Annotated in this window: 19 protein-coding genes; 9 read left to right on the top strand and 10 right to left on the bottom strand. The window is 47.1% G+C overall.

The features are described 5' to 3' along the window. Nucleotides 1–32 precede the first annotated feature (32 nt). Nucleotides 33–497, top strand: a complete 465-nt coding sequence (gene asnC, locus WJM94_RS18040) for a transcriptional regulator AsnC (protein WP_444495581.1) — start codon at nt 33–35, stop codon at nt 495–497. Between the two features lie 226 nt (nt 498–723). Here the strand turns inward: asnC and prlC are convergent, their stop codons facing one another. Continuing rightward, the gene (gene prlC, locus WJM94_RS18035; protein WP_444495580.1) at nt 724–2,766 is read right to left on the bottom strand and encodes an oligopeptidase A; all 2,043 of its coding nucleotides are present in this window, start codon (nt 2,764–2,766) and stop codon (nt 724–726) included. Nucleotides 2,767–3,177: 411 nt separating this feature from the next. Here prlC and WJM94_RS18030 point away from each other — a divergent pair, with 411 nt between their 5' ends. Then, nucleotides 3,178–4,017, top strand: a complete 840-nt coding sequence (locus tag WJM94_RS18030; protein WP_444495579.1) for a 23S rRNA (adenine(2030)-N(6))-methyltransferase RlmJ — start codon at nt 3,178–3,180, stop codon at nt 4,015–4,017. A 247-nt stretch (nt 4,018–4,264) separates the two neighbouring features. Further along, the gene (gorA, locus tag WJM94_RS18025; RefSeq protein ID WP_444495578.1) at nt 4,265–5,635 is read left to right on the top strand and encodes a glutathione-disulfide reductase; all 1,371 of its coding nucleotides are present in this window, start codon (nt 4,265–4,267) and stop codon (nt 5,633–5,635) included. 45 nt (nt 5,636–5,680) lie between these two features. On the opposite strand, the gene WJM94_RS18020 is transcribed toward gorA, so the two are convergent. Beyond that, nucleotides 5,681–6,589, bottom strand: a complete 909-nt coding sequence (locus tag WJM94_RS18020) for a LysR family transcriptional regulator (RefSeq protein ID WP_444495577.1) — start codon at nt 6,587–6,589, stop codon at nt 5,681–5,683. A gap of 119 nt (nt 6,590–6,708) precedes the next feature. Between WJM94_RS18020 and xapA the strand changes: the two genes are divergently transcribed. Beyond that, nucleotides 6,709–7,533: a xanthosine phosphorylase gene (xapA, locus tag WJM94_RS18015; protein WP_444495576.1), complete on the top strand. Its 825-nt coding sequence runs from the start codon at nt 6,709–6,711 to the stop codon at nt 7,531–7,533. Nucleotides 7,534–7,640: 107 nt separating this feature from the next. Here xapA and WJM94_RS18010 read toward each other — a convergent pair whose 3' ends face one another. Further along, complete coding sequence (locus WJM94_RS18010) at nt 7,641–8,252, bottom strand: bifunctional 4-hydroxy-2-oxoglutarate aldolase/2-dehydro-3-deoxy-phosphogluconate aldolase (RefSeq protein WP_444495575.1); 612 nt, start codon at nt 8,250–8,252, stop codon at nt 7,641–7,643. A 9-nt stretch (nt 8,253–8,261) separates the two neighbouring features. Next, nucleotides 8,262–9,638, bottom strand: a complete 1,377-nt coding sequence (locus WJM94_RS18005) for a GntP family permease (RefSeq protein WP_444495574.1) — start codon at nt 9,636–9,638, stop codon at nt 8,262–8,264. A gap of 153 nt (nt 9,639–9,791) precedes the next feature. Between WJM94_RS18005 and WJM94_RS18000 the strand changes: the two genes are divergently transcribed. Next, nucleotides 9,792–10,319, top strand: coding sequence for a gluconokinase (locus tag WJM94_RS18000; protein ID WP_444495573.1), 528 nt, complete (start codon nt 9,792–9,794; stop codon nt 10,317–10,319). Then, complete coding sequence (edd, locus tag WJM94_RS17995; RefSeq protein WP_444495572.1) at nt 10,316–12,112, top strand: phosphogluconate dehydratase; 1,797 nt, start codon at nt 10,316–10,318, stop codon at nt 12,110–12,112. Before WJM94_RS18000 ends, edd begins: the two co-directional genes overlap by 4 nt. Before the next feature lie 84 nt (nt 12,113–12,196). On the opposite strand, the gene WJM94_RS17990 is transcribed toward edd, so the two are convergent. Beyond that, complete coding sequence (locus WJM94_RS17990) at nt 12,197–13,204, bottom strand: substrate-binding domain-containing protein (protein WP_444495571.1); 1,008 nt, start codon at nt 13,202–13,204, stop codon at nt 12,197–12,199. 218 nt (nt 13,205–13,422) lie between these two features. Here WJM94_RS17990 and WJM94_RS17985 point away from each other — a divergent pair, with 218 nt between their 5' ends. From WJM94_RS17985 to WJM94_RS17975, 3 genes are all read left to right on the top strand, one after another. Next, nucleotides 13,423–14,775 carry a serine/threonine-protein kinase gene (locus WJM94_RS17985; protein WP_444495570.1) on the top strand — a complete coding sequence of 451 codons (1,353 nt, stop codon included), beginning with the start codon at nt 13,423–13,425 and terminating at the stop codon, nt 14,773–14,775. A gap of 23 nt (nt 14,776–14,798) precedes the next feature. Next, nucleotides 14,799–15,368 (top strand): ECF-type sigma factor, encoded by a 570-nt coding sequence (locus WJM94_RS17980; protein ID WP_444495569.1) that lies wholly within the window; start codon nt 14,799–14,801, stop codon nt 15,366–15,368. Nucleotides 15,369–15,612: 244 nt separating this feature from the next. After that, nucleotides 15,613–17,871, top strand: coding sequence for a hypothetical protein (locus tag WJM94_RS17975; protein WP_444495568.1), 2,259 nt, complete (start codon nt 15,613–15,615; stop codon nt 17,869–17,871). 60 nt (nt 17,872–17,931) lie between these two features. Here the strand turns inward: WJM94_RS17975 and WJM94_RS17970 are convergent, their stop codons facing one another. The 5 genes from WJM94_RS17970 to WJM94_RS17950 form a co-directional block, all read right to left on the bottom strand. Then, nucleotides 17,932–18,912, bottom strand: a complete 981-nt coding sequence (locus tag WJM94_RS17970) for an SPOR domain-containing protein (RefSeq protein ID WP_444495567.1) — start codon at nt 18,910–18,912, stop codon at nt 17,932–17,934. A 156-nt stretch (nt 18,913–19,068) separates the two neighbouring features. Then, nucleotides 19,069–20,013, bottom strand: a complete 945-nt coding sequence (locus WJM94_RS17965) for an ABC transporter permease (protein WP_444495566.1) — start codon at nt 20,011–20,013, stop codon at nt 19,069–19,071. 2 nt (nt 20,014–20,015) lie between these two features. After that, nucleotides 20,016–20,993: an ABC transporter permease gene (locus tag WJM94_RS17960; protein ID WP_444495565.1), complete on the bottom strand. Its 978-nt coding sequence runs from the start codon at nt 20,991–20,993 to the stop codon at nt 20,016–20,018. A 337-nt stretch (nt 20,994–21,330) separates the two neighbouring features. Further along, on the bottom strand, nt 21,331–22,884 hold the full coding sequence (locus WJM94_RS17955; RefSeq protein ID WP_444495564.1) for an ABC transporter substrate-binding protein: 1,554 nt from the start codon (nt 22,882–22,884) through the stop codon (nt 21,331–21,333). Nucleotides 22,885–22,973: 89 nt separating this feature from the next. After that, the gene (locus WJM94_RS17950; RefSeq protein ID WP_444495563.1) at nt 22,974–24,689 is read right to left on the bottom strand and encodes an ABC transporter ATP-binding protein; all 1,716 of its coding nucleotides are present in this window, start codon (nt 24,687–24,689) and stop codon (nt 22,974–22,976) included. Nucleotides 24,690–24,891 lie beyond the last annotated feature (202 nt).

Genomic DNA, 24,891 nt, shown 5'->3' with positions numbered 1-24,891 from the left:
CCACTAATCTCATACCCTATGGAACGAATTGTATGACTGCGAGCATGCCAAAACTTGATGAACTCGATCGCGCAATCTTAAAAACATTGATGACCGACGCCAGAACACCTTATGCAGAAATGGCCAAACAGTTCGATGTCAGCCCTGCCACGATTCACGTACGGATTGAGAAAATGAAATCGGCTGAGATCATTGAGGGCACAGAGGTTGTCGTCAACACCAAAAAGCTCGGCTACGATGTGTGTTGCTTTATTGGTATTAACCTCAACGCGGCTCGCGACTACCACTCTGCACTCGAAAAACTCAACGCGCTCGACGAAGTCGTTGAGGCCTACTACACCACCGGCGCGTATAACATCTTCGTCAAACTGATGTGTAAGTCGATTGAAGAGCTGCAATATGTCCTTATAGACAAGCTTCAGGCGATTGATGAAGTGCAGTCCACTGAGACCTTAATCTCGTTGCAAAACCCAATCAACCGCAACGTCAATCCATAGTTCTGGATTATGTAGTTTTCTACCTACGTCATTCCAGCGAGCCATAGCGAGACTAGGAATCTAATAGAAGCGTGCTAAAAAGTGTTAGAAAAAGCTTTAACAACAAAGTGCTAGGAAAGAAGATCCTGAATCACGCTCCTTCGTCGCTGTCCAGGATGACGGGGGTTATTTGTAGATGCCGTTCACGATTAAGTGAACGGCATTGATCTGAAGATTATCTTAACGCTTACGCTGCGATACCAGAATGACGCAGCAGAGCATCAATTTTCGGTTCACGGCCTCGGAAGCGTTTGAACAGCTCCATCGGCTCTTCACTGCCACCCATCTCCAGGATGTTGTTCAGGAAGCTCTGGCCGGTGTCTTTGTTAAAGATACCCTCTTCTTCAAAGCGTGAGAATGCATCCGAAGAGAGCACTTCTGCCCATAGGTAGCTGTAATAACCCGCGCTGTAACCACCCGCAAAAATGTGGCTGAAGCTGTGAGAAAAACGCGCCCACTCAACAGCAGGAACAACGGCAACTTTCTGCTTCACTTCTGCCAAGGTTTCCAGCACACGCGCACCCACTTCAGGGTCATATTCAGTGTGCAGAGTGAAGTCGAACAGACCGAACTCTAGCTGACGTAGAATGCCCATCGCCGACTGGAAGTTCTTCGCTGCCAGCATCTTCTCTAGCATCTCTTTTGGCAGAGGCTCTCCGGTTTCGTAATGACCAGAAATGAACGCCAGTGCTTCTTCTTCCCAGCACCAGTTTTCCAGGAACTGACTTGGCAGCTCAACTGCATCCCAAGGCACACCGTTGATACCCGATACCGCACCCGTATCCACTTGCGTCAGCATGTGGTGAATGCCGTGACCAAATTCGTGGAATAGTGTTACCACTTCATCGTGTGTAAACAGTGCTGGCTTATCGCCAACCGGACGGTTGAAGTTACAGGTCAGGTAAGCCACTGGCGTTTGTAGCTCGCCAGTTTGCGTAATACGACGACCACGACAGTCATCCATCCACGCACCACCACGTTTGTGCTCACGTGCGTAAAGGTCTAAGTAAAAGCTACCGCGAAGCGTGTCTTCTGCATCAAAGATATCGAAGAAACGAACTGACTCATGCCATGTGTCCACGCCTTCACGCTCTTTCACTGTCATGCCAAACACACGGTTTAGCACTTCAAACAGACCACTCACAACCTTAGATTCAGGGAAGTAAGGACGCAGCTCTTCATCTGAGATTTGGAACAAATGCTGCTTTTGCTTCTCGCTGTAGTAAGCGATATCCCACACGTTTAGCTCTTCGATACCGAACTCGCTTTTCGTGAATTGACGAAGCTCTTCAATTTCGCGCTCACCTTGTGGTTTAGCACGGGTAGCAAGATCGTTTAGGAAACCAAGAACTTGATCAGTGGTTTCTGCCATTTTGGTCGCCAGAGACTTCTCACTAAAGGTGTTGAAGCCCAGCATACGTGCGATTTCGTGACGCAATTTTAGCTGCTCAGTAATGATTTCGCTGTTGTCCCATTTACCTGCATTAGGACCACGATCTGACGCACGAGTGACATACGCTTCATACACTTCCTGGCGTAGTGCCTGATTATCACAGTACGTCATCACTGGCAGGTAAGATGGAATATCCAGCGTGATTAGGTAGCCATCAAGCTCTTTCGCTTCTGCCGCTGCTTTTGCTGCTGCCAGCGCAGACTCAGGCATACCAGCTAACTCTTTCTCATCCGTAATATGTTTAGTCCAACCCATAGTTGCATCTAACACGTTATTGGAGAATTTCGAGCCCAGCTCAGACATACGCTTGCTGATTTCACCGTAGCGGTGCTGCTCATCCGCAGGAAGTCCGATACCAGATAACTCAAAGTCACGCAGCGCATCAGTAATCGTCTTTTGCTGCGCGCGAGTCAGCGTCGCGAACTCGTCACTGGCTTTGATCGCTTTGTACGCTTCGTACAAACCTTTGTGCTGACCAACCCAAGTGCCGTACTCAGATAGAATAGGCAGACAACTTTCGTACGCTTCACGCAGTGCTTCGCTGTTTACGACTGAGTTCATATGACCGACTGGTGACCAGATGCGGCTCAGACGGTCGTCTGTTTCTTCCATCGGCGCAATAATGCCAGCCCAAGTTGGATGCGCGTTATCTTTCAACACCTCTTCAACTTTGGCGCGGCAATCCGCTATCGCCTGCTCAATCGCAGGTTTGACGTGTTCTGGTTTAATTTGCGAAAACGGAGGCAGATCCGTAAACGTCAGAAGTGGATTAGACATGAATAATTCCTTTTGTGTTTTGGCTTTGTGACTACCTATAAAATAGGTTAACTCAAGGCGCAGGAAGCCAATAACATGGATGGAGGGATATCCGTTCCCCTTCTCTATGCAGCGAGGACCACTTGGGTCAACGAGAGCAACTCTGTCCTTGAGTCTGGTTATGCCTAAGTGAGGCTTTTACTCTATAGGTGTTTCGCACTATTGGAGTACGCACTCTCACTTAGGTTCAATGTTTAGTAAGTATGGGTGACTTAAAGATATTTCAATAGTGGTAAGACTATTCTTTGAGCAAAGCCGAAAGCATACTCTGCATCTTTAAACGACTCGGGTATAATAAGTCCAATATTGCAAAATTTATTGTATCTGAAATCACAGACCACACTCAGTCAAAGAGTGTTTCGAGAGTTTAATTTGTTAAGTTACCGCCACAGCTTCCACGCAGGCAACCATGCTGACGTGGTAAAACACATCGTTCAAAGCCTCATCCTTGACGCGCTGAAACAAAAAGATAAACCATTCGTTTATCACGATACCCACTCGGGTGTGGGCCGTTACGATCTGACTCACGAGTGGTCTGAAAAAACGGGCGAATACAAACAAGGTATTGCTCGTATTTGGGATAACCCGAACATTCCTGAAGACATCAAGAGCTACATCGATGCCATCAAAGCACTTAATAACGGCGATACGTTGCGTTACTACCCGGGCTCACCGCGTGTTGCGCGTGCTCAAATCCGCGAGCAAGACCGAATGGTATTAACGGAACTGCACCCTGCGGATCACCCTCTGTTGGAGCAAGAGTTCGACCGCGATCGTCAGGTGAGCATCTATAAAGAAGATGGTTTCCAACGCTTGAAAGCGAGCCTGCCGCCACAAGAACGCCGTGGTTTGGTACTGATTGACCCACCGTACGAATTGGCCAAAGAATACCGCGACGTAGTGCAAGCGATATACCAAAGCCACAAACGTTGGGCGACCGGCATCTACGCGATTTGGTATCCGGTTGTTAACCGACTCGACATCGACGACATGATCGAAGGCTTAGAAGCACTGGGTATTCGCAAGATTCTGCAAATTGAACTTGGCGTATCTCCCGACACCAACGAGCGCGGCATGACAGCATCGGGCATGATTGTGATTAACCCGCCATGGAAACTGGAAAGCCAGATGAAAGAGATTCTGCCGTTCCTGCAAGAAGCGATCGCCCCGGCGACGGGTCACTGGAAAGTCGACTGGATTGTGCCAGAGTAACGTTTACTCCACTGAAATACCTGAGCGCAGCGATTATTCGCTGCGCTTTTCTTTACTCTTCTCAACACATAATACCTCTCATCGCTATTTGTCATAAGCATTGTCACTTTTTCCCATTTAGGAATTAGTACGATTCGATTTATCATAGGTAAACATTCTTAACAAAATGTTGCGGCGATATTGAGTTAACATCTCATTACCCCAATGTATCTGTTAACCAGAAATTCATACGCTCTTGGAGAAAGTAATGGCGACTCATTTTGACTATATCTGTATTGGTGGCGGCAGTGGCGGCATCGCATCTGCAAACCGTGCGGCTATGTACGGCGCGAAAGTAGCACTGATTGAAGCACAAGATCTTGGTGGCACCTGTGTAAACGTAGGTTGTGTACCAAAGAAAGTGATGTGGCATGGTGCGCAAATCGCAGAAGCAATGAACCTATACGCTGCAGATTACGGGTTTGATGTCGACGTGAAAGGTTTCGACTGGAGCAAGCTGGTAGAGAGTCGCCAGGCCTACATTGGTCGAATCCACGAATCTTACGATCGTGTTCTGGGTAACAACAAAGTCAATGTTATCAAAGGCTTTGCGCGCTTTGTTTCAGGGGAAGGCATAGACGAGAAAACCGTTGAAGTAAACGGTGAACACTACACAGCGGATCACATCCTGATCGCCGTCGGTGGTCGTCCAACGATTCCAAACATCCCGGGTGCAGAATACGGCATCGATTCAAATGGCTTCTTCGACCTGGCTGAGCAACCAAAACGCGTTGCGGTTGTCGGCGCTGGCTACATCGCGGTTGAGATCGCGGGCGTACTACACGCACTAGGTACGGAAACGCACCTGTTCGTACGTAAAGAATCGCCACTACGTAGCTTCGATCCAATGATCATCGAGACCTTGGTTGAAGTGATGGACGCTGAAGGTCCAAGACTGCATACGCACTCCATTCCAAAAGAAGTGGTAAAAGAAGCAGACGGCAGCCTGACTTTGCATCTGGAAAACGGCGAGAGCCAAAACGTTGACCAGCTAATCTGGGCAATCGGTCGTCATCCGGCAACAGACGCAATCAATCTGGTGTCAACTGGCGTTGCAACCAACGACAAAGGCTACATCAAGGTAGACGAGTACCAAGAAACTAACGTGAAAGGCATCTACTGTGTGGGTGACATCATGGAAGGCGGTATCGAGCTAACGCCAGTAGCGGTTAAAGCAGGTCGCCAGCTTTCTGAGCGTCTGTTCAACAACAAGCCAAACGCGAAGATGGATTACGACTTAGTTCCGACGGTTGTATTCAGCCACCCACCAATCGGTACGATCGGTCTGACTGAGCCAGAAGCGATCGCGAAGTACGGCGAAGACAACGTGAAAGTGTACAAATCAGGCTTCACAGCGATGTACACTGCGGTAACGAAACACCGTCAACCATGCAAGATGAAACTGGTATGTGCTGGTGAAGAAGAAACGGTAGTTGGCCTGCACGGCATCGGCTTCACGGTTGACGAAATGATTCAGGGCTTCGGCGTAGCAATGAAGATGGGCGCGACAAAAGCAGACTTCGACTCAGTAGTAGCTATTCACCCTACTGGTTCAGAAGAGTTCGTTACCATGCGTTAATCGCAAAAAATCAAGCACAAAGGGTCATCTTCGGATGACCCTTTTTCATTCTTCGCCGTGCTCCAGCAAACTGCGGATAAACTCGGATTTAATAGCACTCTCCTGTTTACCATCGTGAATCAAACATAAATCCGCGCGCAATGACTCTTTCAATTTAATAAAGCGAACCCCGCGCCAATGATGCTGAGAAAATGTCGACGGTACCAGCGTCACTGTATTGCTGTTCGCGACGTAAGCCATCAAGGTACTTGGCTCCACCACCTGTTTACTGACATTGGGTGAAAAACCCGCTTGCTGACAAGCATTGATGATGAAATTCGCCGATGCTGAGTTGGCCAGGCTCATAAAGGCAAATTCGCATGCCTTCAGGTCCTGCAAGCGGAGCAACGTCTTATCCGCCAATTCATGTTGCTCCGATACCGCAACTACAAACACATCTTTGCCCATTGACACCGACTGATACGGATAAATGTTGAGAGCATCCGCAAAACGCACAATGCCAACGTCGATTTTCTTCTCGTTCAGGTGCTTTTTCTGAGTCTCCGGATTGAGGTCGAAGATGTCCGCATGATAACTCTCATGCAGAGCATGAAAGCGCTGTAAATGCCGATCAAATCCACCCCAGAACGCACTGCTGACAACACCCACACGCAATATGTTTCTCTGATTCAAACCAATCTGCTGAACCTGATTGAGGGAGACATCCAGCGTCTGGAAAATCAGTCGGCATTTCGACTCCAGTAACTGACCTGCCTCGGTCAGGGTGACATTTCTCGAGTCGCGCTCGAAAAGCTTAACATTGAGTATATCTTCCAGTTCTTTAATGCGATTGCTCAGTGGTGAATTGGTGATATTTAAGTTCTCGGCAGCCTGAGTAAAGTGTTTGGTCTGCGCCACTTCGTAAAAATAACGCAGCATCTTCAATGTGACCCGCTCAAATGAGTCATACTTCATAGGTGGATTCCTAACGCGTCTGTTTATCCTCTTTTTGAGGATGATAGTAGCGAATAAAACAAAGATAACCAGCACAGAAAGTCACACAATGAAGCAAAAATAACCATAAGGTGACGAACATGAATCTCGATCCTGTAATCGGTGCATTAAAAACCATTCACGAACGCAAACCAAACTTTCAACCTAAAGCGGCATTTATTCTTGGCTCCGGCTTGGGTGTATTGGCAGACGAACTGCAAGACAAAGTGGTCATTCCATACGAAGAGCTAGAAGGCTTTCCGGTCAGTACCGTACAAGGGCACTCCGGAGAACTCGTACTTGGCACAATGAACGGCGTCGACGTGGTGTGCATGAAAGGTCGCGGTCACTACTATGAGCACGGTTCAATGAAAGTGATGACCACTCCGGTGCGCACATTCAAAAAGCTGGGGTGTGAGTTTTTACTGGTGACCAATGCGGCGGGTTCACTTCGTCCTGAACGTATTGATGTAGGCTCATTGGTCGTATTTAGCGATCACATCAATACCATGCCGGAATCACCGATGATTGGTCCTAATGACGATGAATACGGTCCGCGTTTCTTCAGCTTAGCCAATGCGTACGACAAAGATCTGCGCGCCGAAGCATTTGAAGTCGGTAAAGCGAACAATATTCATCTTAACGAAGGTGTGTTTGTCTCTTACACAGGCCCAAACTTTGAGACAGCAGCAGAAATTCGCATGATGCAGGTGATTGGCGGCGATGTGGTAGGCATGTCCGTGGTACCGGAAGTGATTTCTGCAGCGCATTGCGGCTTACCGGTATTAGCGGTGTGCGCGATCACCAACATGGCTGAAGGCCTGGGCGATGTGGAGCTTTCTCACGAGCAAACACTGAAATGCGCTAAGCTAGCTGAAGCCGATTTCATCAACTTCATTCAGAGCTTTATGAAGCATCATTTCTAACGCGTCTTAAGGTCGAAAAACAAAAGGGTCATCAAGCACATTGATGACCCTTCTTCGTATCACATATTAGGGGGAGTTGTGGAGCAATTTCAGCGTGTTAGTGCGGATTACTTAACCGCACGAACCAATTCAGCAAGACCTTCCCAATCGCCATTGTCCATCAATGCCGTTGGTACCATCCAGGTACCACCACATGCGATAACCGATTTAATCGCCAGGTAGTCTTCTACATTAGATGGACTTACGCCGCCTGTTGGCATGAAGTTTACTGGGTAAACCGCCGTTAATGCTTTTAGCATGTTCACGCCACCAGATGGCTCTGCCGGGAAGAACTTCAGGGTACGCAGACCCATTTCCATCGCCTGTTCAACCAAGCTTGGGTTGTTCACACCCGGTACAATTGCAATATTGCGCTGCTGACAATATTTCACTGTGGTTGGGTTAAAACCAGGGCTGACGATGAAATCCGCACCCGCATCAATCGCGAGATCAACCTGCTCAGTTGTCAGCACTGTACCCGCGCCAATAAGCAGATCCGGATACGCTTCACGCATGATACGAATCGACTCAGCCGCAGCATCAGTGCGGAATGTCACTTCGGCACATGGCAGGCCATTTTCTACCAGTACTTTAGCCAGTGGCAGAGCGTGTGCGACATCGTTGATAGCGATAACTGGGACGATTTTGATTTCTTTTAATCGTTGTTCAAGTGTTGTCATTGGTAACCTCTAAAGAATAAAGCTTAATGTTGCTACGATAATAAACGCGATACCACCAAGTAAAGTTTCCATTACCGTCCAAGTTTTTAATGTGGTTTTCTCATCCATTTCCAGTAAGCGAGAAACCAACCAGAAACCAGAGTCATTGAAGTGTGAAAGCACCGTTGCACCACCAGCAATAGCAATCACGATAAAGCATAGGTCAAGATCGCTTAGACCGGTTGTTACAGCAACAACAGGCGAGATAAGCGCCGCAGTGGTAGTAAGAGCCACGGTTGCCGAGCCCTGAGCGACACGCAGGCAGGTAGAGATAACAAACGCAGCGACAATCACTGGCATGCCGGTGTTGGTTAATACACCCGCAAGTGCATCACCGATACCACTTGATCGCAATACACCGCCGAACATGCCGCCCGCACCTGTAACCAGAATCACACCACAAATCGGTGCCAGAGACTCGCCGCACAGTTTTTCCAGTTTCGTCATGCCGTAGTCTTTAGCAAATACAGCAAGACATACCATCAACGTGATCAGCAAGGCTACCGGAGTTTTACCTAGCATACGCAGGAAGGAAACCAGTGCTGAATTTCCATCAATAACACCAGCAACAGCTAACGTGTTTAGCACGGTGTCTAAACAGATAAGCAAAACAGGCAGTACCAGAAGCGTCATTACAGTAGAGAATTTTGGCGCTTTGGTTTCATCCGCAAACGCCTCACGGTCAAAGAAAGCTTTAGAAAGAGGTATCTCAAACTTCTTACCTGCATAAAGACCAAACAGGTAAGCGCCAAGATACCAAGTCGGAATTGCGACCAGAATACCGACGATCAACAGCAGACCAATATTGGCACCAAGGAACTCAGAAGCAGCAACAGGGCCTGGATGCGGAGGAACAAACGCGTGCATTACGGCAAACGCCCCCGCAGCTGGCAACGCATATTTAAGTGCTGAGCCACCAAAACGAGCCGCGACGCTAAGGATAATCGGCATCATGACAACCAAGCCAGCATCGAAGAAGATTGGGAAGCCAAACATCAACGACGCCACACCGAGGGCAAACGGTGCTCGCTCTTTGCCAAAGCGGCCAATCAAAGTATCTGCCAGCACTTTTGCACCGCCAGTCACTTCCAAAATTTTACCGATCATTGCACCAAGGCCAACCAGCAGAGCAACGGAAGCCAGTGTGCCACCGAAACCGCCCATCATGGTTGGTACGACCTTGTCCAACGAGACGCCCGTTGCGATTGCCGTGCCCAGACTCACCATCGTCAGGGAGGCAAAAGCATGGACTTTTAGCTTAATGATTAAAACAAGTAACGCTGCAATAGCAAGGCCAGCAATCGTTAATAAGTACGTAGGATCTGGGGCTTGGGTTAGTTGCTCCATTGGTTCACCTTTAAGAATTATAGTTTGTGTATTGGTTCACATTTATTTAAGTTACCGGTAACATGTTACCGATAACATGAATAAGATAAACCCATATTTTAAAGTGAATTCAAAAATTGAGATCACGCGCAAACTTGGTTATGAGGATAGGTTATGGCTGGTAGTAGTGTCATCGTTATGGGCGTTTGTGCTAGTGGTAAGAGCACAATTGGTGAGCAACTGGCGAAAAAGCTAGAACGAAAATTCATTGATGGTGATGATCTTCACCCACGAGCGAACATACAGAAAATGGCCTCCGGCCAGCCTCTGAACGATGATGATCGCAAGCCATGGCTAGAACGAATTCGCGATGCTGCTTACAGTCTGGAAAGCAAAAACGAACATGGGGTTATTGTCTGTTCAGCATTGAAAAAGGTTTACCGCGACCAGATTCGTGAAGGCAACAATAACGTGACTTTCCTGTTTCTTGATGGTGACATGACGCTGATCCTCGATCGCATGCGTATGCGTAAAGGCCACTTCATGAAAGAGAACATGGTGAAAAGCCAATTCGAAACGCTGGAACGACCGGATCACGAACCTCAAACCTTAATTGTGAGTATCGAAGACGATATCAACGACGTAGTGGAACGTTCTGCCAAGGCGTTATTGAAGCAGCAAACCGTTGAGGTGGTATCATGACCCATTCCGTTATTCTCGACGTCACCCAACGGCTGATAGATCGCAGCCAACAAGCTCGTGCAGTTTTTTTAGCGCACACTCGTGAACAAGCTGAGTCAGGAAAAGGTCGCGCGGGTTTATCTTGTGGTAACTTAGCACATGCCGTAGCAGCATCATGCGCTTCGGAAAAAGAGAGCCTCCTCGATTTTACGCATTCCAACGTGGCACTTATCAGCGCATACAATGACATGTTGAGCGCTCACCAGCCATATCAAGCCTATCCGGCGCAGATTAAGCAAACACTGGCGAAATATGGGCACACCGCTCAAGTGGCAGGCTGCGTTCCGGCGATGTGCGATGGCGTGACACAAGGTCAGCCAGGTATGGATATGTCACTATTTTCCCGCGACTTAATCGCTCAATCGACAGCGTTGTCTCTGAGCCATAATGTGTTTGATGCCACACTGCTGCTTGGCATCTGCGACAAAATCGCACCGGGGCAACTGATGGGGGCACTCTCGTACGCTCATCTGCCGACGGCGTTTGTACCGGCAGGTTTAATGGCCACTGGCATCAGCAATGAAGAAAAAGTCGACGTGCGCCAGAAATACGCAGCCGGTGAAGTGGGCAAAGAAGCTCTGCTGGATATGGAGTGCCGTTCGTATCACTCGCCTGGAACCTGCACTTTCTACGGCACCGCAAACACCAACCAGCTAGTCTTTGAAGCCATGGGATTAATGCTGCCGGGTTCGGCGTTTATTCACCCACATACAGATCTACGTAAAGCCCTGACCGATCACGCCGCCCTGAAGATTGCTTCCATGACCGCTGGCTCGAGCCACTTCCGTCCGCTGGCTGAAGTGGTAACGGAAAAGAGTCTGATCAACGGTATTATTGCGCTGCTTGCATCAGGCGGTAGTACCAACCACACCATTCATATGGTCGCCGTCGCGCGCGCTGCAGGTATCTTGCTGACCTGGCAAGACATCAGCGACCTATCGGATGTTGTGCCTCTGCTGGCGCGTGTCTACCCGAATGGTCCGGCTGATATGAATGCGTTTCAGGAAGCTGGCGGCGTACCAGCCTTGCTGCATCGATTGAATGAATCCGAACTACTACACCGCGATGTAAAACCGGTTTTTGGAGAGTTTAGCGATCAGATGACCTTGCCAACGATGAGTAATGGCCAGTTAGTTTGGACAGCCTGCAACGGCAGCTTGGATGGCGATGTCATCGCCGCACCAGAAGCGGTGTTCCAAAACACTGGTGGTACTCGTGTATTAGACGGCAATTTAGGTAAAGCGGTAGTTAAAGTCTCGGCAGTCAAAGAAGAACAGCGCATCATCGAAGCACCTGCGGTGGTTTTCCAGTGCCAGCACGAAGTGGAAGCAGCCTATAAACGCGGTGAACTCAACAAAGACTGCATTGTGGTGGTGACGCACAATGGTCCTGCCGCGAACGGCATGCCAGAACTGCATAAGCTGATGCCAATTTTAGGTAATGTGCAGAAAATGGGCTTTAAAGTCGCGTTGGTAACCGATGGCCGTTTGTCAGGCGCATCAGGCAAAATTCCATCCGCTATCCATGTCTCACCTGAAGCAATTCGAGGTGGCGCGATTGGTTTAGTCCGTGATGGTGACTTGATTCGTGTCGACTGCCGGACTGGCGAGTTGAACAACTTAACCGACACCAGTGGACGCCAAATCATCCAGCTTGATACTGAGTCAACCCAGCAAACATGGGGACGTGGATTTTTCGAAGTGATGCGCCACAATGTTTCCGGCGCCGATCAGGGTGCGAGCTTTATTGTCTAGGCGACTAAACGGAAAGCGGAGTGCTCTGTACTCCGCTTCTGATTTTCACTCAATCAAATGAATTGCTAAATGCGATTATTCGAATTACACACTCTCACCCGCTGTAATATCATAGCCCATATCGACCACCAACTCTTGCTGCTCTTCGCCTTTTAATCGCGCGATCAGCAGTTCAGCACTCTTCTTGCCAATCTCAAAACGCGGCGTATCCACACTGGTCAGCTTCGGACTGATCGTCTGACCGATGTCCAGTGCGTTATAACCAACCACTGCCAGTTGCTCTGGGACTTTTATCCCGCGCTGCTGGGCACTAAGAATCGTACCAATCGCAATATCATCATTGGTACAGAACACACCGTCCAGATCAGGGTAGGTCTCCAATGCACGTTCAAGTAGCTCATGAGCAAGAGAGAAGCTGGAGTGTTCGCCGGTTAATACATGTTTCGCTTCTAGACCAGCTTCAGACATAGCACGACCATATCCTTGCATACGTAGCTTAGTCCGCGTATCCAGACGAGCACCAAAATAAACGATGGTACGCTTACCGGCATCTAACATTCGCTTTACTGCGTTATATGAGGCATCTTCGTGATCCAAACCCACCGCCATATCAATAGGCTGTTCCGGTAATTCCATGGTTTCTACCACAGGCACACCTGCATTTTTGATCATCTGCAATGTACGCGGAGTATGGTTGCTTTCTGTTAAGATCAGGCCGTCAACTTGATAAGAGAGTAATGAAGCGATCTTGCGCTCTTCTTCCTCTACGTCATAACTAAAGTGGGCCAGAAGCGTCTCATAACCGTTAGCTTTCGTGACCATCTCGATGCCCTGAACAAAAGACGCAAAAATTTGGTTAGACAGAGAAGGAAGTAAAATACCGATCGCTTTACTGGATGATTTAGATAACATCGCCGGCGCACGGTTTTCAATATAGCCCAACTTTTCTATAGCAGCTGCAATTTTAACCCGCGTCTTTTCAGCAACGGATTCCGGATTGCGCATATAACGCGAAACCGTCATCTTTGTTACGCCAACCTGGTCAGCAACATCCTGTAATGTCGCGCGTGTTTTCTTATTCTTTTGATTCATAATTATGTGAATTATCAGCAATGTTACTTGTAACATTATGACCAATAGACGCCCTGCGAACAAGCCTAGGACAAATAACTTATAAAATCACCCACTTACCGAGCCGACAATCATCAAATTGCAAAGTTAATAATGCGATTCACACCAAATAAATAATTAATATTAATATCAATTTTTATATAAAATGCCGCACTCAAAAGAGTAAGACATTAGGCACCGTGCGATTAGGTTATAACGAAACCCAGATTTATTATCATCTGCTTGATCTGGACGACTCTCAAAAGCAGCAATACCTTAAATCATTGCAACAAAATCAACCTAAGCTATATCAACATCTCATTCCTCTTTTAGCTGATAAAACACTAGAAGAACACCTGACGCAATTACTTTGTTTTGGTGCTCATCATGCAACGAATCGAGACATTGACCTTAGCGGTGAAGTTATCAGCAAATACCGCTTAACCCATGAGTTGGGTCGCGGTGGAATGGGTGTTGTATATGCCGCACAGCGTGCAGATGAAACGTTCGAACAAGATCTGGCGATCAAAGTTATTCAAAGTAATTTGAGCAACGTGCTAGGGCAACGTGATCTATTTGATGAAGCTCAGCTTCTCGCTCGATTAAACCATCCGTATATCGCCAAAGTCTTTGATGGCGGTTTGCACGACAATGCCGTTTACATTGTGATGGAGCGAGTATTTGGCCAAACCTTAAATAAGTATCTGTCCGAAGTTGAATTGGAAGCAAACGAGAAATTAATACTGTTTAAGCAAATTTGCCAAGCGATGGAACACGCTCACCAACATCACGTTTTACATGCAGATCTCAAACCAGAAAACATTCTTATCGACCAGAGCCAACGCCCCAAGTTGCTCGACTTTAACTTAACCCAAAAAGCGTACTCCAACCGAGGGGACTCGCCATCGGTGCTGATCGCTTTCAGTCAGCACTTTTCCAGCCCGGAACAACAATCAGGACAATGTCTAACCGAGCAAAGCGATGTTTACTCTTTGGGTAAAATTCTCGCATTAATGTTTCCATCTCCCGCAATTTGGTCGGATATCTACTGGGTGATAAAAACCGCCACGCGATCCAGCATGATGGAGCGCTATCAGAGCGTCACCGCCTTAAGATTAGATATCGAACGAATCCTCGAATGTCGCCCGATCAAGCAGAAGATACATTGGCCGTTTTATAGTGCACTTCGCTTAATTCAGCGAAGACTACTCTCATCAGTATTGTTAGCCATCATTGTGCTCTCAGGCGTGCTCTTTGGCAGCGCAATGATGCAAAAGAACATGCAGCTTCAACAAGAGAAGAAGGTGACAGAAAACATGATGTACGAGCTCACTCGCCTTATCTTCCACGCGAAAGGCCAGAATGTCGAACATATGTCTGTACACACCCTGATGGAGTTAACACGAAGTCGAATACTGGCTAACCCGGAGATCCCCAAACAAGTAAAACAAAAAATGCTATTGACGATGATGCCACCTGTATCCGAGACGCACCTAAGCCCTCCCCAAAAGTGTCATTTAAATTGTGCGGCCGAACACAGTACTGAACAATAAGGCAGAAAACAGGATGTAAGACGATGACAAACCCCATAGCAGTGACTCAAATTATTCATCAATGGCAATCTGGTAATAAACAAGCCGAAAGTGAGTTGTATCGGTTCGCCTACTTACAATTGCGTAAGATTTCCCGGCAAGAACGAGATAGAAACGCAGAAAAGTACGGCACAGACAACAAAGTATTAGCCGATAGCGTCAACTGCACTACCGCACTCATCCACGATGCCTACCTCAAAATATCCAACTGCAAGAGAAGTGAAATTGCAACCAAGCGCGATTTCTTTTTGCTGGCTGCCAAAGTCATGCGCCAAATCCTCATTGATAACGCTCGCTCTCACCAAGCACAAAAGCGCCAACATTGCACAGTGATGAACGAAGACGAAGATCGCTTCGAACAACTGCTCATCATGGATAAAGCCCTCGACGGCTTCAGTATCCGTTACCCACGGCAGTCCAGAGCCTTAAAGCTCAAGTATTTAATGGGAATGAATAGCCAAGAAATCAGTGAACTGCTCGAATGCAGTGCGAGCTTGATTGAAAAAGACCTCAAATTTTCTCGCAGTTGGTTACAGTCCCGTTTGACATCGTAATGAAAAACAAGTGGAAAATAAGCCACCCAGCTTCACTTTTGTAACGTCGCACTGTGCAATTCCAGCCCCACAAGCGACAAAAAAACAAAATAATTTTTACGGTTTTTCCGCTGTTTTTCGTGCCTTGAAACCTCGCTACTATCACTGATACAACTCGCTTCATCTATGTCAAAAATGGGCATACACAACGATTTTCTCCCTCTGGGTAATAAGAGTTTAATTCGATGAAAGGATGTAGCAACACATGAAAAAACTTAGTTTACTAGCAGCGTCAGTGGCAATCGCTCTTACTGGATGTGGGGGGTCTGAGGGAGGTTCATCCGACGGCGACAAACCCACAACTCAAGGCAGCTTGGTTATCACAGCAATTGATGGTTACCTACAAAACGCTGAAGTCTGGGTAGATAAAGACGGAAACCTTAGCAACGGCTGTGAGTTCAATACTGATGAAGTAACCAATGCACATGGCCAAGCAACCATCAGTAAAGCTGACTACGCTGGAATGGATGTATGTATCAAAGCTATCACTGGCAAAACTATCGACAAAGATCGTGGTATTGTCTCGTCTGACTTCGTACTGGCCTCGCCGTCAAACGAAGATGATCAGGTGATCGTCAACCCAATGACCAACATGGTGATAGAGAAGGTTAAGACGCAACTAACCAGCGATCCAGCTCTGGATGTTGTTGAAGCGAAAAAAGCAGCAACAGCTGAGGTTGTCACTGCCGTAACAAAATCGGGGCTAACAGCAAGCGCCGAGATGATTTTTGGTGATTACATCGCCAGTACAGAAACCTCAAACGATGCTAAGGCTCTGAAAGTCATTGGTGAAACCCTGGTTGATAACCAAAATCATTCTGTTGATAAACTGCTAGAAATCACGCATGCCGTCGCGGAAAAAGCTCAAGAAATAATTAGCAGTAGCACACCTGAAGAAATAGATAATTTCGCACCAGTCGTTAACGTACCTACCGATGGTGCCGTCACCATAGATAAGAACAGCCGCCCTGTGGTAGCAACCCCTCTTAAGCCTGTCACCATTCAACTTGGCGATACATTCGTCGCTATTAATGCCGCCGATTACTTCAACGATGCGGAAGACGATACTCTGGCTTTCACCATGCTCGCCATTGGCGGTGATAAAAATGGTATCGATATTGATAACCTTGGTATGATCACGGGTACACCAACAGCTGCGGGCGAGTTTATCTACCAAATCTTTGCTGAAGATGCGAAAGGCTCGCTCTCTTACCCTGCAACCCTGACAGTGACTATTGAAACGCCAAACACAGCGCCAGCGGTTAATGAGGCCACAAAAGCAGACCTTCAAGCAGAAGTAAACGGCTGGCAATGGGTGAAAGGCGAACAGCCTCTAGATACCCTTAATATTTCAGCACTGTTTACCGATGCTGACTCAGATGTCCTAACTTACAAAGTGGAAACTTCTCTGAGCAAAAATGGGGGTGTGGACACGGGTTTCCAAGTACTTGTGGATGACAGCGGTACAATTTCATTCGATGGCCCAGTGCCTCATATTGCCAATGCAGGTGCCGAGCACATTTATGTATACGCGAACGATGGAGTGAATACCGAAGAAGCTATAGTTACCCTTGCTCTACCAAAAATCGCAGAGGGAACGGCTGTTGAACCAACATTGCACCCGCTGGAAGGCAAAACGTGGTATCGCCTAGAGCATGGTGATGGCACCGATGCTGTCTCGTTCAATTACTCTCGTATCTGGTGTGATTCACTACGATTCGAAGATGGCGAGGTATTAGGTAACTACCGAGACTTAACCAACCTTACTCAGTGTGGTGAAATTGCCGCTGAATCTTTCTCTAGCGGTACCTATACAGTGCAAGGTGACAAGCTAATTGCAACCTTTACTGGTGAAAATGGCGAACCAGAAACAACAGAGCTCATTATCAGCGACGCTAGCGAAATTTCAATCGGCGCGAAGTTGTTGCAATGGAAATATGTAAAAGATGGCGTGGAACAGAGTGAACTGTATACGCTATTCAGCAACAAAGCCGATGCTGAAGCACGCATCCAGATTAAATCAGACGATGCTGCAGATAACCGCATGTTCCCGATGACGTTACCAACCGCTATTGAGGGTCAATATGCTACTGGTAAAGCGTCTGTATCACTACTAGAAAAAGCCAACATAGGTGATAGCGGTGCGATGGACGCTAACCTGATTCTAGAGTTCGATAATCAAGACTTTACCTGTGCTGATGTAAGTGAGTTTTACCGTAGCATTAAATTCACAGGCAAAGGATTAGGAGATGGTATTGCTTCGGTCAACCCTTCTACCGGCGGTTTTGAGTGTTACAACAAGGACGAAAACAACATCACTCATGCAGCCATCGACTTTGATTTACCACAGTTAACCACAAACGACGTCTACAGTTTTGTTGGAAAAGTAAAAGACAGTCAGGGCGAATTTATCGAAGCCATCAAGTTCAACATTACTTGGACAGGTATCGGTAATAACGAATAATCATGCTTCCCCCAAGCACCAAGCCCCGTAACGCGGGGCTTTTTTCGATATAAGCAAACATCACTTCACACACATTACGTTTAACAGAGAAGTGCCCGTTAACTGATTTGGCTCTCGATCGGCAAACAAACCATTTTTACCGGCTCCCCAATACGGTAACTGGATTGGCCACTGATTCTTTTCCATCACACCTGAGGCTCTAAGTGCCTTAAATTCTTGAGGCGTTGCCAATGACATGTCTAGCTGCTGGCATATCTGTCTGGAATTTGCATAGTTAAGACGATTCCATGGTTTGCCATACTCCATGTAAAACTGGTTATGGTTCTCAATCAGATAAGGCACTACATAAGCTTTACCCTGTAGTGTGGTCTTTAAACGAACCACAATGCCATCATTACTCTTTGCTATTTTCTTTGGCTTATCCGTCACCGCAGGTTTGGCAGCAACTGGCTTAGCCATCACAGGCTTTGGTTGGGATCTCTCCGCCGGAGATTTGAATGCGTCAGTAATAGGACGCTCAGCAGAAACTGATGCCGCTGATGTTGCTGCGACTACCGGTTTTGTCGCGACTACGGAGTGCTTAACTGGATTAAAGCTGCCTTGCCCTACTACACGAATAAAAGCTTCTTTATAACTCGACAGGGTTTTCACTCCGCGTAAATCAGTCGCAGCTTTCGCTGGGTCAGTATATGGACCAATAAGACAACGATAGCCGTTCGACTCTGGCTTCATCCAAACATCGGTGGTGATTTTGTTATAAATAGGCTTAGCTTTGGCGAGCGACATTGGCTTGGGTAGCAAACCACACTGAATCCAATAGAAATCGCTGCCACTCTGCGGCACTTTCTTTCCCCATACCCCTTTACCAATGGGACAGGTTTGCTCAAGTCTTGGCAACTCTTTGTCGGTCGCCTGAGTTGCCTGACAAAGAAACTCGTCTGCCGAAACAGAAGGAGAAAATTGTACGCAGACCAAGAGTACACCTAGGCTGAGGCTTGATTGGATAAGTCGAGATGGGTGTTGTGCCTTCTTCAATTCCATACGCTTCACTCTAAACTAGCGGGTAAGGTCATTATGGCGGCAAAGCGCCAAAAAACGGTGAACAAGGGATAACTAGCAAAAAAAGAGCCGGAAATACGTCCGGCTCTTAGTTTAGGAAGGAATTAAGTGAATGAACAACACTTAATGATTAATTTCTTAACCTTTGTACAGTTTCGGGTTAAATACATCACGTAGCCAGTCACCCAAAAGGTTGATAACCAGTACCAATGTTACTAGCACGATGCCAGGGAACGCGGTGATCCACCACGCGCCTGAGAAGATGTAGTTAAAGCCAATACTGATCAGTGCACCCAGAGAAGGCTGGTCTACCGGCAAACCCAAACCGAGGAAAGACAGTGCCGCCTCTGACATGATGGCGTTTGCAACCTGAACCGTTGAGATAACCAAGATTGGAGACAGGCAGTTCGGCAGAATATGACGGAACATGATTCGCGGTGCTTTAAAGCCCATCACGCGTGCCGCTTCTACGTATTCTTTTTTCTTCTCTGCCAATACAGATGCACGGATAGTACGAGCATACTGCGGCCATTCTGCCACACCGATGATCACCACCAGCATCACTACAGCGTACTGGCTATAGAAGTCACTACCAAAACTCGCTTTGAAAATCGCCGACACAATGATGGCAACCATCATGGTTGAGAACGAAAGCTGAACATCTGCAAAACGCATTAAGAAACTATCGATACGGCCACCAAAGTAACCCGCAGACAGACCAATGATGATACCCAGAACCAGCTGTAGACCCACGGCCAGAAAACCGATAGTCAGTGATAAGCGAGAGCCATAAAGAATCGTCGATAAAATGTCGCGGCCTTGTTCATCCGTACCCAGAGCAAAACGCTCATCACCACCTTCCATCCACGATGGTGGTAGCTCGGAGTCCATAATGTCGATTGACGTCAGGTCATAAGGATCGGTTGGTGCCAGAATTGGCGCAGCCAGTGCTAACACCAAGAACATCAAAAATACTGTAAAACTCGCCATCGCAACTTTGTCGCGCTTGAAGTAGTACAAGAAATCCGAGTTTTTAAAGCGCTCCCATACAGAAGGAGCAGCAGCTACTTTTGATTGGCTCATGATTAAGCTCCTTTTCCAGTAAGGTTTACAGTTGGGTTGATGATGCCATACAGCAAGTCAACGATGGTATTCGTTACCACGAAGATCAGACCAACAAAAATAACGTAGGCAGTGATTAGCGGTGTATCTACACGGTTAATTGCCTCTAGGAAAAGGAAGCCAGTACCCGGCCATTGGAATACGGTTTCGGTCAAAATGGTGTAGGCCACCATGGTACCAATTTGCACACCACCAACTGTCAGTACAGGCAGCATGGTGTTTTTCAATGCATGTTGGTAATAAATTTTTTGTAAGTTCAGGCCTTTTGCTTTTGCGAACTTGATGTACTCAGAGCTCAACACTTCCAGCATTTCTGAACGTACCAGACGGATAAACAGCGGCAACATGATAGAAGCCAGCGCAATACATGGCAGGATCAGGTGCTTGATACCATCGATGGTGAAAAAGCCCGATTCCCAACCAAGAAGGTTCACCGTCTCACCACGCCCATAGGAAGGCAGCCAGCCAAGTTCAATAGAGAAGACGTACATCAGCATGATTGCCGTCAGGAAGACCGGAATCGAAATACCGACGCTACTCATTGCCATGACAAACTTGGTGAAGAAACTTTTCGGGTGAATCGCGGAATACACCCCAAGTGGTATTGAGAAAACAATGATGATGAGCGTCGCGCCAAACACGAGCTCCAGTGTCGCCACCAGCTTATCAAGAATAACCTCAACCGCTGGACGCTTGAAAAAGTATGATGTACCTAAGTCACCTTGCACTGCATTACCGACAAAGCGAGTGTACTTTGTGATAAAGGGATCGTTCAGGCCCAGTTCATCACGCAGCGCTTGACGCTCCGACTCCGAAACCGACTGACCTACAAGCTCGCGCAGCGGGTCACCCAGGTTATCCTGAATGGCAAACGCCACCAAACTGATCACAAACATCACTATCAGTGCCTGAAACAGGCGCTTGACCAGAAACGAAAACATTCCTTGCCCCTTAACTATCCATAGATCTCTGTATTCAGAGAGAAAATACAGTCTGTATGCCAATCACAGTAAATAAATGATCAGAAATAGCGTAGGAAAAATGCTTGAGAACAAGGCACAATTTTTCGATAAGTAGTTATTCTACAATCAAAAATTGTAACGTAGTTATCGAGCGTTTTAACAAGCTAAAATGACCAGTTATTTGCTACGATTGGTATTAACCGACTCAATCCGACTGAAATAAAACTGAGCCGAGTATTGAGCCCCATGCACGTTCTCGTGATATGGGACTCATCAAGGAGGGAACGAATTCCCTCCTAAACACTACAAAATGTGATTATTCAACCACTAAGTCGCCGAAGTAAGGCATAACCATTGGGTTCACGATGTCTGCTGCTTTCACGTTAGACTTCGCGCCCCACGCTTCACTTTGCCAATGTAGCGGTACGAATGCTGCGTCGTTGTATAGCGTTGCTTCTACACCTTGTAGCATTTCTGCACGTTTCGCAGGGTCCGTTTCAACGTTAGCCGCTTCTACTACTTTGTCCATTTCTGGGTTTGAGTAGTGACCACAGTTGTACTGACCACGACCTGTTTCTTCGTTACGAGTCATGGTTAGGAACTCACTGAAGTTCGCAGAATCTTCTGTATCTGAGTGCCAACCGATCATCAGCATATCTGCCGAACATTTATCGAACTCAGGCCAGTATTGCGCTTTAGGCATAGTCTTCAGATCAACCTTGATGCCGATCTTAGACAGCATTGCCGCTGCAGCTTGAGCTACTTTCGCATCGTTCACGTAACGGTTGTTTGGCGCAATCATCGTTAGCGTTAGACCATTTTCGTAACCCGCTTCTTTCATCAGCTCTTTTGCTTTCTTCAGATCGAAACGAGGAACAAGTTTGTCGTTGTAACCAACGTAACCTTCTGGGCTTTGTTGACCAGCTGCCGTTGCAAAGCCTTTCATGATTTTCTGTACGATGCCTTCGTTGTTGATTGCATAGACAATCGCCTGACGAACACGAACATCTTTCAGAGCTTCATTGCTGTTTTGGTTCATTTGTAGCGTGATGACGCGAGTACCAGGTAGGGTTACCAGATCGATGCCTTCTGCATCAATCACACGTTGGTGATCGTTTGGCGCGACTGGGTGAATCATATCTACACCGCCAGAAAGAAGTGCTGCTACACGAGTTGCATCTTCTTTGATCGGCACAAGCGTTAGCTTGTCTACGTTACCTTTTGATTCTTTGTCCCAGTAATCTTTGAAACGTTCAAATTCTACTTTTACGCCCTGCTCACGTGATGTCACGATGAATGGACCAGTACCTGAAACGTGAGTCGATGCAAATGAGTTACCGTGCTTCACTAACTCAGATTTGTCTTTGCCGTCTTCGGTCTTGCCTGAGTAGAACTTGCTGTCCATCGGGAAGATGTAGGTCGCAGTTTGCAGAACAAGTGGGTATGGACCTTTAGTCACAAGATCGATCGTGTAGTCATCAACTTTGACGATTTTTTCGTACGGGTCGAAGATAGCTTTAAAGTCTGGAGAGTTTTGCAGACGCTCGAATGTCCATACAACGTCATCTGCAGTCATTGTGTTACCAGAATGGAATTTCACACCTTCACGCAGTTTGAAACGTACGGTTGTATCGTTAATACGCTCCCAGCTTTCTGCCAGGCGAGGTTCAAAGTCCATTGACTGAGTGAAACGAACCAGTGGATCAAATACCATGTGTGACATTTGCAGCGTACCGCCAGATAGCTGCTCATGCGGGTCAAGTGATACCGGGTCAGCAGCGTAGCCAACTTTAATGTCTGCCGCTAACGCGTTAAAACTCAGGCCCGCAGCGATTAGCGCCACTGCTAATTTGCTTTTCATGGTTTTCATTTGCATAACTCCTTCATGCTGGGATCAAAGTCCCTTGTTGTTGTGTTTGCGTCTGTTTTTATTCAAGATCAGCCAAGAGAGAACTTGGTTTAAGCCGATTTGATGTCTTCTCTCAGTCCAGTAAACTCTGGCATCAGAGAAATCAGTTTCTTGCTGTACTCATGCTGAGGAGCAGTAAACAGTTGTTCTGTCGGTGCTACTTCCAGTAGCGTACCCATCTGCATCACACCTACTCGGTCACACATCTGACGAATTACCGGTAAATCGTGGCTGATAAACAACATAGTCAAGTTCAGCTCACTTTGCAGATCTTTCAGCAAGTTGAGGATCTGTGCCTGTACCGATACATCCAACGCAGAAGTCGGTTCGTCACAGATCAAAAGGCGGGGCCTCGTTGCCAGAGCACGCGCAATAGAAATACGTTGGCGCTGACCACCAGAAAACTCATGAGGATATTTCACGCCAGCCATACTACCCAGACCTACGTGTTCCAGCAGATCATTCACAATTTGACGCGTTTCCGCTTCGTTTTTGGTTAGTTTGTGGAAGCGAATTGGCTCAGCGATGATATCTGCGACCTTCATACGCGGGTTCATCGACGTATAAGGGTTCTGGAAAACCATCTGCATTTGACGACGCACTGGGCGACGCTCTTTTTCTGACTTCATTGCAGTCAGATCGATGCCTTCAAACTTCACCTGTCCAGAGTCAGGTTGATACAGACCAGCAATCACTCGAGCGATCGTCGATTTACCTGAGCCTGATTCTCCTACCAGACCAAACGTCTCACCTTCATGAACTTCGAAGCTCACATTGTTAGACGCCTGCACGTACTCACGGCGACTTTCAAACAGAGAGTCTTTAGTGATGAAACGTAGGTTTACGTTTTTCACATCCAATAGTGGACCTGTGTACGCACGCTGATCCTGGCTTTGTCCTAACCAGTGATTTTTAATGTCTAGCGGCTCCATTTCTGCCGCTTCTTCGATGTAGCTCACCAGCGGGAAGCGATCAAGCTTCATGTCTGAACGTGGAACTGCTGAGATCAAGCTGCGTGTATAAGGGTGATCTGGGTTACCCAATACTTTAGCTGTTGGGCCAAACTCAACAAGATCACCACGATACATAACCGCCACACGGTCAGTCACATTTGAAACCACACCCATATCATGCGTAACCAACATACAACCTACGTTGTTCTTGATACACAATTCACGGATAAGGTTAAGGATTTGGTCCTGGATTGACACATCCAGCGCCGTCGTTGGCTCATCGGCTATGATCAGATCGGGTTCACCGGCCAAGGCAATCGCGATAACCACACGCTGACGCATACCTCCGGAGAATTGGTGAGGATATTGTTTAAGACGGTTTTCCGGTTGAGGAATACCTACTTGCTGCATCAGAGAAAGCGCACGTTTATAAGCCTCTTCATCCGAGACTTTCATGTTGGCATGAATGGTCTCTTTCAGCTGCTGCTCAACCGTAAATAAAGGGTTAAGAGAGGTCATTGGATCCTGAAAGATAAAACCAATCTTCGAACCACGAACCTTACGCATCGCTTCCGGAGATAAACCAGAAATCTTTTCTCCATCCAGGAATACTTCGCCGCTAGCGACCCGACCCGGGGGACTAAGCAAATCAATTACAGCGTTACCTACGGTGGATTTACCCGCCCCTGATTCGCCAACGACACCCACAATTTCACCTCGTTCGACTTGAAACGATAGTGATTTCACGGCGGCGTGAACACCGTGACGGGATGGATACTCAATACGAAGGTTTTTCACTTCTAATAGTGACATTTCAGACCTCTACTGCCTTGTCTGTGGTATCGAACAGCGCTGTAAAAGACGCTATTCATCACCTGAATGAATCCGTTCAAATTCAGAATAATACTCTGAAACTTTAATGCGGACACAATTTGGCAAAAATCACACAAAAAAGCAACAATGAAAGTATATTACGCCAAAAAAATGTTAATTGAACGCACATTTGGCGAATAAA

Source organism: Vibrio sp. YIC-376, from assembly GCF_052353105.1.
Taxonomy (GTDB): domain Bacteria; phylum Pseudomonadota; class Gammaproteobacteria; order Enterobacterales; family Vibrionaceae; genus Vibrio.
This window is presented reverse-complemented; position numbering and strand designations above follow the sequence as displayed.

Excerpts from the sequence above, each read along its gene's own strand:
- asnC (WP_444495581.1), top strand. The coding sequence starts at position 33 with ATGACTGCGAGCATGCCAAAACTTGATGAACTCGATCGCGCAATCTTA.
- prlC (WP_444495580.1), bottom strand. The coding sequence starts at position 2,766 with ATGTCTAATCCACTTCTGACGTTTACGGATCTGCCTCCGTTTTCGCAA.
- gorA (WP_444495578.1), top strand. The coding sequence starts at position 4,265 with ATGGCGACTCATTTTGACTATATCTGTATTGGTGGCGGCAGTGGCGGC.
- WJM94_RS18020 (WP_444495577.1), bottom strand. The coding sequence starts at position 6,589 with ATGAAGTATGACTCATTTGAGCGGGTCACATTGAAGATGCTGCGTTAT.
- xapA (WP_444495576.1), top strand. The coding sequence starts at position 6,709 with ATGAATCTCGATCCTGTAATCGGTGCATTAAAAACCATTCACGAACGC.
- WJM94_RS18010 (WP_444495575.1), bottom strand. The coding sequence starts at position 8,252 with ATGACAACACTTGAACAACGATTAAAAGAAATCAAAATCGTCCCAGTT.
- WJM94_RS18005 (WP_444495574.1), bottom strand. The coding sequence starts at position 9,638 with ATGGAGCAACTAACCCAAGCCCCAGATCCTACGTACTTATTAACGATT.
- WJM94_RS18000 (WP_444495573.1), top strand. The coding sequence starts at position 9,792 with ATGGCTGGTAGTAGTGTCATCGTTATGGGCGTTTGTGCTAGTGGTAAG.
- edd (WP_444495572.1), top strand. The coding sequence starts at position 10,316 with ATGACCCATTCCGTTATTCTCGACGTCACCCAACGGCTGATAGATCGC.
- WJM94_RS17990 (WP_444495571.1), bottom strand. The coding sequence starts at position 13,204 with ATGAATCAAAAGAATAAGAAAACACGCGCGACATTACAGGATGTTGCT.
- WJM94_RS17980 (WP_444495569.1), top strand. The coding sequence starts at position 14,799 with ATGACAAACCCCATAGCAGTGACTCAAATTATTCATCAATGGCAATCT.
- WJM94_RS17975 (WP_444495568.1), top strand. The coding sequence starts at position 15,613 with ATGAAAAAACTTAGTTTACTAGCAGCGTCAGTGGCAATCGCTCTTACT.
- WJM94_RS17970 (WP_444495567.1), bottom strand. The coding sequence starts at position 18,912 with ATGGAATTGAAGAAGGCACAACACCCATCTCGACTTATCCAATCAAGC.
- WJM94_RS17965 (WP_444495566.1), bottom strand. The coding sequence starts at position 20,013 with ATGAGCCAATCAAAAGTAGCTGCTGCTCCTTCTGTATGGGAGCGCTTT.
- WJM94_RS17960 (WP_444495565.1), bottom strand. The coding sequence starts at position 20,993 with ATGTTTTCGTTTCTGGTCAAGCGCCTGTTTCAGGCACTGATAGTGATG.
- WJM94_RS17955 (WP_444495564.1), bottom strand. The coding sequence starts at position 22,884 with ATGAAAACCATGAAAAGCAAATTAGCAGTGGCGCTAATCGCTGCGGGC.
- WJM94_RS17950 (WP_444495563.1), bottom strand. The coding sequence starts at position 24,689 with ATGTCACTATTAGAAGTGAAAAACCTTCGTATTGAGTATCCATCCCGT.